The sequence below is a fragment of the Mesorhizobium alhagi CCNWXJ12-2 genome, assembly GCF_000236565.1.
In the GTDB taxonomy this organism is placed as follows: domain Bacteria; phylum Pseudomonadota; class Alphaproteobacteria; order Rhizobiales; family Rhizobiaceae; genus Allomesorhizobium; species Allomesorhizobium alhagi.
Map to the genome: position 1 here is coordinate 1 of NZ_AHAM01000034.1, position 10,120 is coordinate 10,120.

A 10,120-nucleotide genomic window follows, 5' to 3' on the forward strand; every position below is an offset into this window, starting at 1 on the left:
GGGAACGACCTTCACGCTGAACGGTGTGGTCAGCGGCGGCGGATCGCTGACCAAGACCGGTGCGGGCACGACGGTGCTTGCCGCCGCTAACACCTATTCCGGCGGCACGACAATCAGCGCCGGCACCCTGCAGCTCGGCAGCGGTGGCACGGCCGGCAGCATCGTCGGCAACGTGACCAACAACGGCATACTGGCCTTCAACCGCTCCAACACCTACGTCTTTGGCGGCATCGTTTCCGGCACCGGATCGCTGGAGCAGATCGGCAGCGGCACCACGATCCTCACCGCCGCCAATACCTATACGGGCGGCACGACGATCAGCGACGGCACGCTCCAACTCGGCAATGGCGGCGCGACCGGCAGCATCGTCGGCAATGTCCTGACGGAAGGCGACGGCACGCTGGCCTTCAACCGCAGCAACACCTATGTCTTCGGCGGCGTCGTTTCGGGCACCGGATCGCTGGAGCAGATCGGCAGCGGCACCACCGTGCTTACCGCCGCCAACACCTATTCGGGCGGCACCACGATCAGCGACGGTACGCTGCAACTCGGCAACGGCGGCGCGACCGGCAGCATCGTCGGCAATGTCCTGACCGAGGGTGACGGCACGCTCGCCTTCGACCGGTCCAACACCTATGTCTTCGGCGGCGTCATTTCGGGCACCGGCTCGCTCAGCCAGATCGGCGCCGGCACCACGATCCTCACCGCCGCCAACACCCACACGGGCGGCACGACGATCAGCGATGGCACGCTCCAGCTCGGCAATGGCGGCACGGCCGGAGGCATCGTCGGCGACGTGTTGACGGAGGGCGATGGCATCCTGGCTTTCGATCGCAGCGATGAAGTGACCTTCGCCGGACAGATCACCGGCAGCGGTTCGCTCGTCCAGCAAGGTATCGGCACCACCATCCTTAGCGGAAACAGCACCTACAGCGGCGGCACGACGATCAGCGCCGGCACCCTGCAGCTCGGCAACGGCGGCGATTCCGACAGTATCGTCGGCGACATCCTCAACAACGGAACGCTGGCTTTCGATCGCGAGGGTCTGCTGCCGATCACTGGAACCATTTCCGGGTCGGGAGACGTCGTCCAGCGCGGCACGGGTGCAACGGCGCTGTCGGGAAACAACAGCTATAGCGGCGCCACCCAGATCGACAGCGGAGAGCTCTACATCAACGGCGACCAGAGCGCTGCGGATGGTCTTACCACGGCGGCAAGCGGCGGTACGCTGGGCGGCATCGGCACTATCGGCGGCGATGTCGTCATTGCCGATGGCGCGACGCTTTCTCCGGGTGATGTCGGGGTTGCGCCGGGCACGCTGACCATCGCGGGGAGCCTGACCCTGAGCGGCGGTTCCGAACTGGCCTATCATTTCGGTCAGGCGAATGTCGTCGGCGGCCCCTTCAACGACCTGACCTCGGTTGGGGGCGACCTGGTGCTGGACGGCACGCTGAACGTCACGACCACGGTGGGGGGCTCGTTCGATCCCGGCGTCTACCGCGTCATCAGCTATGCGGGCTCACTGACCGACAATGGACTCGAGATCGGCACTATCCCCTCTCCGGATTTTTTCGTGCAGACCGCGGTGGCCAATCAGGTCAACCTCGTCAACACGGCCGGCTTGACCTTCAATTACTGGGACGGCGAGGCCGGACCTAAGGATGACAGCGTCATCGACGGCGGCGACGGCATCTGGCAGAACTCAGCCGGCAACGACAACTGGACCAATGAGCTGGGCGTCCCGAACGCTCCCTTCGCCGATTCCTCCTTTGCCATCTTCATGGCTGCGCCAGGCACCGTCACCGTCGACGACAGCCTCGGAGCCATCAACGCTTCCGGTATGCAGTTCGCCAGCGACGGCTATGTAATCCAGGGCGATTCCATCAATCTGGTCGCCTCGCCGTCCTTGCCGGATGGGGCGGTCATCCGCGTCGGCGATGGTTCCTCGTTGGGAGCCGGCTATACCGCAACCATCAATTCGGTCATCGGCGGCGCTACGGCGCTGGTCAAGACAGACATAGGCATGCTGATTCTCGACGGCGCCAACACCTATACAGGCGGCACGGCGATCAATGGCGGCGTGCTGGAAATTTCGGCGGACAACAATCTCGGCGCGGCCGGCACGGATCTGAGCTTCGACGGCGGGACGCTGCGCACTGCCGCCAGCATCACGACCGGTCGCGACGCCACACTTGGTGCGGATGGCGGCACGTTCGAGGCGGCGAGCGGCACGACGTTCAGGCTGAACGGCACGGTTGGCGGCGCAGGTTCGCTCACCAAGACCGGCGCCGGCGCGATGGTCCTCACAGCCGACAACAGCTATAGCGGCGTCACGACGATCAGCGCAGGCGCTCTCTATATCAATGGCGACCAGAGCGCTGCGGCCGGGCTGACCACCGTGGCAAGCGGCGCCACGCTCGGCGGCACGGGCATCATCGGTGGCGGTGTGGTCGTCAACGATGGCGCCACCTTGGCCCCGGGCGCTGCCGGCGCGGTTGCGGGCACGCTCACCATCAATGGAAACCTCACGCTCAATGCCGGCTCGCTTCTGGCCTATCAATTCGGCGAAGCCGATGTGCCGGGCGGGCCGCTGAACGACCTGACCGTCGTAGAGGGCGACTTGGTGCTGGACGGCACGCTGAATGTCGAGACGACCGCCGGCGGCACGTTCGGCCCCGGCGTCTACCGCGTCTTCAACTATTCGGGCGCGTTGACGAACAACGGCCTGACGGTCGGCGCCATCCCGTCGCCGGACTTCTTCGTGCAGACCTCGGTCGCCAATCAGGTCAACCTCGTCAACACGGCGGGCCTGACCCTCAACTACTGGGACGGCGATGCCGGGCCGAAGGATAATGGCGTCGTCAATGGCGGCGACGGCCTGTGGCAGAGTTCGGCCGGCAACAACAACTGGACCACCGAAAGCGGCATTCCGAATGCGCCTTTCACCGACGCGGCCTTTGCCATCTTCACAGCGACGCCCGGCACCGTCACCGTCGACGACAGCCTCGGTGCCATCAACGTTGCCGGCATGCAGTTCGCGAGCAATGGCTATCTAGTCGAGGGCGATTCGATCAACCTCGTCGGCAATGCTGCGTCGAACGCGGTCATCCGCGTCGGCGACGGCACCTCCGCCGGAACGGGAATGGTGGCGACGATCGCTTCGGTCCTCGAAGGCGATGCGACCCTCACCAAGACCGATGCCGGCACGCTGGTGCTTTCCGGCGCCAATACCTACACCGGCGGCACCGCCATCAATGGCGGCGTGCTGCAGATATCGGCTGACAACAATCTCGGCGCGGCCGGCACGGCTCTGAGCCTCGCCGGTGGCACGCTGCGCACCACCGAGAACATCACGTCCGCCCGCGCCACGACGCTTGGGGCAGGCGGCGGAATTTTCGAAACCGCTTCGGGCACCAGGTTCACGCTAAACGGCGTCGTTTCCGGCAGCGGATCGCTGACCAAGGCCGGCGCGGGCACGATGGTTCTCACCGCGGCCAACACCTATTCGGGCGGCACGACGATCAGCGCCGGTACGCTTCAGCTCGGCAATGGCGGCACGTCGGGCAGCATCGTCGGGAACGTGGCGAACAACGGCACGCTCGCCTTCAACCGCAGCAATACGCTGACCTTCGGCGGCGTGATCTCCGGCGCCGGCGCCGTCAACCAGATCGGTACCGGCACGACGGTTCTCACCGGTGCCAATACCTATACCGGCGGCACGACGATCAGCGACGGCACGCTGCAACTCGGCAGTGGCGGCACGACCGGCAGCATCGTCGGGAACGTGGCGAACAACGGCACGCTCGCCTTCAACCGCAGCAACACGCTGACCTTCGGTGGCGTGATCTCCGGAACCGGATCGCTTAGCCAGATCGGCAGCGGCACCACCATTTTGACGGCTGACAACAGCTATGCCGGCCCCACTGCGGTCAATGCCGGCGCTTTGTATGTCAACGGGGATCAATCCGCCGCAACCGGCGCGACCACTGTGGGGACGGCGACGCTCGGCGGTACAGGGACGATTGGCGGCGATGTGACGATTGCCGGCGGCACGCTGGCGCCCGGCGGCAACAGCACCGCGCCCGGAGAACTGACCATCAACGGCGACCTCAACCTCTCGGGCGGCAGTTCCCTCGCATACAGTTTCGGCCAGGCCGACGTGCCCGGCGGGCCGTTCAACGATCTGACCAATGTCGGGGAAGATCTCACGCTCGACGGCACGCTGGACGTCACCCTGTCGCCCGGCGGCAGTTTCACGCCGGGCATCTATCGCGTCTTCAACTATGCCGGCGCGCTGACCGACAATACCCTTGAACTGGGAAGCATGCCCCCCGGCACATTCTTCGTGCAGACCTCGGTGGCCAATCAGGTCAACCTGGTCAACGCCACCGGCGTGGAGCTGAACTTCTGGGATGGCGACGCCGGCCCCCGGAACGATGGCGTCGTCAATGGCGGCGACGGCACCTGGCTTGCCGCAGGCCCGGACAACTGGACGGAGCAGGACGGCAGCCCGAACGCGCCCTGGCAGAGCGAGGCCTTCGCGATCTTCATGGCGACGTCGGGCACGGTGACGATCGACAATTCCAACGGCCAGGTCGTGGCGTCCGGCATGCAGTTCGCGAGCGACGGTTACCTGCTGCAGGGCGGTCCGCTGCAGCTGGTCGGGACGGCCGCCGCGCCGGATGCCTCGGTCATCCGTGTCGGCGACGGCACTGCCGGCGGCGCGAGATACACGGCCACCATCAGTGCGGCGATCTCCGGCAGCACCACGCTGACCAAGGCGGATCTCGGCACGCTGGTGCTTTCCGGCGCCAATACCTACACCGGCGGCACCGCGATCGATGGCGGCGTCCTGCAGATCTCGGCGGACAACAATCTCGGCGCGGCCGGCACGGCACTCAGCCTCGACGGTGGCACGCTGCGCACCACCGCCGATTTTACCTCGGCGCGCGCGACGACACTGGAGGCCGGTGACGGGACCTTCGAAACCACTGCGGGAACGACCTTCACGCTGGCCGGTATGGTGGACGGCGAGGGGGCTCTGACGAAGACCGGTGCGGGCGCCCTGGTGCTGACCGCCACCAACAGCTATTCGGGCGGCACGACGATCATCGCCGGGACGCTGCAGCTCGGCAATGGCGGCACGACCGGCAGCATCGTCGGAAACGTGACGAACAACGGCACGCTCGCCTTCAACCGCAGCAATACGCTGACCCTGGGCGGCGTCATCTCCGGTACCGGCGCCGTCGACCAGATCGGTACCGGCACGACCGTGCTCACCGGCACGAATACCTATACCGGCGGCACGACGATAGCGGCAGGCACCTTGCAACTCGGCAATGGCGGCACGACCGGCAGCATCGTCGGCAACGTGGCGAACAACGGAACGCTCGCCTTCAACCGCTCCAACGCCTACGTCTTCGGCGGCCTGATCTCGGGCGGCGGCGCGGTGGACCAGATCGGCAGCGGCATCACCGTCCTCACCGCAGACAACAGCTATGGCGGCACGACCGACATCACCGACGGAGCGCTCTTTATCAACGGCGATCAAAGTGCTGCGACCGGACTGACGACGGCCTTCAGCGGCGGTACGCTTGGCGGCATGGGTACGATCGGCGGCGATGTTGTTATCGCCAATGGCGCCGGGTTGGCGCCGGGAGGTGCCAGCACGGTTCCAGGCACATTGACCATCAATGGAGACCTGACGTTGAGCGGCGCTTCGAGCCTCGCTTACAGCTTTGGTCAGGCGGGTGTTGTCGGCGGACCGTTGAATGACCTGACGGCAGTCGGGGGCGATCTGGTGCTCGACGGCACGCTGACCTGACAATCGAGGGCGACTACATCGGTGAAGACGGGACGATCGTCTTCAATACCCGTCTCGGCGACGATTCCTCCATCTCCGACAGGATGCTGATAGACGGCGGAACGGCAACCGGCAGCAGTTCCATCCTGGTGGCCAATGTCGGCGGCGGCGGAGCCAGGACCACCGGGGATGGGATACTGCTCATCGACGCCGTCAACGGTGGGACGACTGCTGCCAACGCTTTTGCGCTGGGCGGACCGGCGGTCGCCGGCCCTTATGAATATTCCCTCTATCGCGGCGGTCTTTCGGGCGGTTCTCCGAATGATTGGTTCCTGCGTACCATCCTCGACTGCAGCCTCCCGTCGTTTGCGGATGTCTGCGACGATGGCGACGATCCCCCCGCACCGCCGCATTACCGGCCCGAAACATCCCTCTACGCGGCGATACCCTCGCTGGCATTGGACTACGGCAATGCGCTGCTGGATTCGCTGGATGAGCGCATGGGTGGGGAGAGATCATTCCAACGCTTCGATCCCGCCGGTCAGGTGGGCGACGCCAACCGTCTTGCCTGGGGCCGCATCATCGGCATGACCGGCTCCAGGGACGGAGGGGAGCTTGGCATCTACGGCGACGGCGGCCCGAGCTACGACTACGATATCTTCGCCATTCAGACCGGCATGGACATCTATCGCGCGGAGCACACGGACGGCAGCTTCGACAATGCCGGTGTCTACTTTGCCTACGGGCATACCAGCGCGGATGTCACTCATTTTGACAAAACGGATGCCGGTTCCGACCGGCTGAACGGCTGGACCGTTGGCGGCTACTGGACCCACTTCGGGGCGACCGGCTGGTATCTCGACGGCGTGGTTCAAGGCACCTGGTACGATATAGAGGCGTCGGGACGACTGCCGGGCATGGAGACGGACGGCTTCGGTCTGGGAGCCTTGTTGGAAGGCGGCTATCCGTTCTATCTCGGCGACGGCGTTGTCCTGGAGCCTCAGGCGCAATTGACCTACCAGACAATCGATCTGGACGATGCGCATGATGTGGGAGCGCAGATCCGCTTCGATGACGTGCAGAGCCTGGTAGGCCGGCTTGGCGTACGTCTGTCGCGAAGCTGGGACCTGAGCCCGGCCGGAACGCCCGCAGGCGATCAACGTCGGGCCCTGGCCTGGATCAGGGCTAGCGTCCTCAACGAATTCCTTGGACAGCCGGTGACACAGTTTTCGTCAGAGGACGGTTTTGTTCCGTTCGAGGCAAATGAACGCGGGGCAGGGTTCAAAATCGATGGCGGCTTCGATGCCGAACTCGCAAAGGACGTTTCTCTCTACGGAAATCTTGAGTTCCAGCATAAGTTTGACGGCGACGACCATGCTTTCGGTGGTGAACTTGGCTTGAAGGTCAAGTTCTAGGTGGTGGCGTGGCTGGCGCATGCTATGGCAGTGCAGGCCAACAAGTATGATCGCTTCAAGGAGGTCTGTGTGACTGTCAGGGAATTCCAGCGTTCGCTTTTCGTGATTTTGGCCGTTGCCGGCCTGTCGCCCGCTCCTGCGCTCGCACAGGAAACAGCCCTGCCTGGCGGTGCGACTTCGCTGCGCGAAGTTCATGGCGACTGGGTTGTGAGTTGCGTCATCAGAGGCGAGGGAGAACAGGCACGCAAGGTCTGCGCCATGTCTCAGGAGCAGCAGAATGGCCAATCGGGCCAGCGCATCATCGCTGTCGAGCTTCAGCCCTCTGCGGATGCCAGTGCCGTAACGCTGTTCCTGCCATTCGGGCTTGATCTTGCCTCCGGGGCTGCGCTGCAGATCGACGACCAGGCGCAGGGGCAGCCGCTTCCGTTCCGCACCTGCCTGCCGGCAGGCTGCATTGTCTCGTCGAATCTCGATGCCAAGATGCTTGAATCGCTGCGCAACGGTACCTCGCTCAAGGTCCACGCCAAGGCGGATGGCGCCAAGGACACCATATTTTCCGTATCCCTCAAGGGGTTTGGCGGCGCTTTCGATCGCACCCTGGCTCTCGCAAAGTGAGTTCGGCGGGCGCGGGTCAGTCGTGGGCCTGCTTCTCGCCAAGCAAACCGAGCAACGCCCGTCCCTTGTCAGTCAACCGGTAGTTCGGCCCTTCACTGCATAGGCCTTCGCGACTGAGATGCTTGAGGCATGCCTTGACCCACGGCTCTGATGTTCGAGGCCTGATGCCTGCAAGCATCTCAAGCGCCTCACGCTCCTGCGGGAAAAGATAACTCACCGAACGCCCTCAACGCTCGATAGGCTGCGGCCAAGTGGTTGCGCAGACGTCGGGTTCGCTTGAGGCGTCGAGTTATTATCGCCGGTCCAGTCAGATTGAGATCGGTACATTTGTCATCCAGGGCAAAGATGGCCGGCGCCAAGAGGTCGGTGGGTTAGACGCCGGCCATCCAGCCCGTACCGCCCTGTACCGGCTAGAAGACATCGAGAGGGGAGACACGTGGCTAAAGTCATGACCGATGATGACGAAAGTCATTGGCTGCACTGTCATCTCGGGCGTCAGGACTCATGCAGCGCCGTCAGCGCGCCGAGGCTGATGCGGACGAGACGCTGGGCATGACCGCAGAGATCCTTCGGCAACCTGATCTGAACATGTAAACGGAGCCTGACCGCACGAGGTAGCGGCCGGGGTGGGCGTTCCCGGGCTGTGCCTTGCCCGTCGGTCGGGGCGGTTTCGTGTCCCCACAAACGATACTTCGCGCGATACTCATGACCGGAACACCCGTGCTGGGGTTCCCGTCCAGGCGATTGCCTTGGGCAATCCCGCTTGCGCGTTACTGGGGATGAGTGAAAACCCATTGGCGGAGAGGGAGGGATTCGAACCCCCGATGGGCTTGCACCCATGCCGCATTTCGAGTGCGGTGCATTCGACCACTCTGCCACCTCTCCGGGTGATGGTCGGCCGTTGCCGGCGCGGTGCACTAGATAACGGCGTGAGGGCGACGATACAAGGCCCAATCGGCGGCAAATTTGCCGCTCGCCTTGACTTCGCCGCAGGCATCGGTTACCCACGCAGCATTCCGGCGTGGGGGCCTCTCCGCGCCGGTTGTACTTTGAACCCCGCAGACTGACAAAAAGACGGCCAGATCGCCCTTTTGGGCGCTCGAAAAGCCGGACCGAACAGCGAAAGGCAAAAAATGTTCGCAGTCATCAAAACGGGCGGCAAGCAGTATCGCGTCGCCGCCAACGACCTCATCAAGGTCGAGAAACTTGCCGGCAATGCCGGCGACATCATCGAATTCGGCGAAGTCCTGGCTTTCGGCGAAGGCGAGAATGCGACGTTCGGCGCGCCGTTCGTTGAAGGCGCGACAGTCACGGCGGAAGTGGTCCAGCAGGGCCGCGCCAAGACCGTCATCGCCTTCAAGAAGCGCCGCCGCCAGAATTCGCGCCGCAAGCACGGCCATCGCCAGCATGAAACCACCATCCGGATCGACGAGATCCTGACCGGTGGCGCCAAGGCGGCCAAGAAGGCCGCCGCCAAGAAGGAAGCCAAGGCCAGCACGGCGCCCGCTGCACTGATGGCCGACGCAAGCGCCGACTTCAACGACGATGTCTCGCTGATCAGCGGCGTCGGCCCCGCGCTGAAGAAGAAGCTTGAAGCAGCCGGCGTTACGTCGCTCAAGCAGATCGCCTCGATGGGCGCCGCCGACCTCGCCAAGATCGACGAAGATCTGAAGCTCGGCGGCCGCACGGAGCGCGAAGAGTGGGTCGAACAGGCGAAGGAATTGATCGCCGGCAAGCCGCCTCGCGCCAAGACCGACAAAGAAGCTGCAGCTTCGGCGGAAAAAGAATAAGATCGGGACTGAAGGAGAACAGCAATGGCACATAAGAAAGCTGGCGGTTCGTCGCGCAACGGTCGCGATTCGGAATCCAAGCGCCTCGGCGTGAAGAAGTTCGGCGGCGAAGCCGTCATTCCGGGCAACATTATTATTCGTCAACGCGGCACCAAGTGGCATCCCGGCACGAATGTCGGCATTGGCACGGACCACACCCTTTTTGCGCTCGAAGCAGGCGCAGTCGCGTTCCGAAAGAAAGCCAATGGCCGCACGTACGTATCGGTGAACCCGATGACGAAGGCAGCGGAGTAGCCGGTTCCGCGACTAGAACACCGGCGACCCATCTCGGGGACCGGTGTCTGGACAGTCCAGAAAAAGGATCAGGGGAGATGGGCCGCCATCTCCCCTTTTTCTATGTTTTTTCTGGAGGACTGAAATGGTTGCCGAAAGTGAAGACTTCGAAGGCGAAAGTCTGTCGATAGACTGTCCTGTCCTGGTCACCGAACGGCTGGGGC

The 10,120-nt window shown here is 64.0% G+C and carries 5 protein-coding genes and 1 tRNA gene; 5 read left to right on the plus strand and 1 reads right to left on the minus strand.

The window, feature by feature from the left end; all coding sequences use genetic code 11:
- The 3 genes from MAXJ12_RS05035 to MAXJ12_RS05045 form a co-directional block, all read left to right on the plus strand.
- A partial coding sequence (locus MAXJ12_RS05035; RefSeq protein WP_008834697.1) for an autotransporter-associated beta strand repeat-containing protein occupies nt 1-5,824 on the plus strand: 5,824 nt, incomplete at its 5' end.
- Nucleotides 5,825-5,859: 35 nt separating this feature from the next.
- Nucleotides 5,860-7,218, plus strand: a complete 1,359-nt coding sequence (locus MAXJ12_RS05040; RefSeq protein WP_244421444.1) for an autotransporter family protein — start codon at nt 5,860-5,862, stop codon at nt 7,216-7,218.
- Between the two features lie 24 nt (nt 7,219-7,242).
- Nucleotides 7,243-7,833: an invasion associated locus B family protein gene (locus MAXJ12_RS05045; RefSeq protein WP_139043792.1), complete on the plus strand. Its 591-nt coding sequence runs from the start codon at nt 7,243-7,245 to the stop codon at nt 7,831-7,833.
- Nucleotides 7,834-8,628: 795 nt separating this feature from the next.
- Here the strand turns inward: MAXJ12_RS05045 and MAXJ12_RS05050 are convergent.
- A tRNA-Ser gene (locus MAXJ12_RS05050) sits at nt 8,629-8,718 on the minus strand.
- A 248-nt stretch (nt 8,719-8,966) separates the two neighbouring features.
- Here MAXJ12_RS05050 and MAXJ12_RS05055 point away from each other — a divergent pair.
- Nucleotides 8,967-9,623, plus strand: coding sequence for a 50S ribosomal protein L21 (locus MAXJ12_RS05055; protein ID WP_008834700.1), 657 nt, complete (start codon nt 8,967-8,969; stop codon nt 9,621-9,623).
- A gap of 24 nt (nt 9,624-9,647) precedes the next feature.
- Nucleotides 9,648-9,917, plus strand: coding sequence for a 50S ribosomal protein L27 (rpmA, locus tag MAXJ12_RS05060; protein WP_008834701.1), 270 nt, complete (start codon nt 9,648-9,650; stop codon nt 9,915-9,917).
- Nucleotides 9,918-10,120 lie beyond the last annotated feature (203 nt).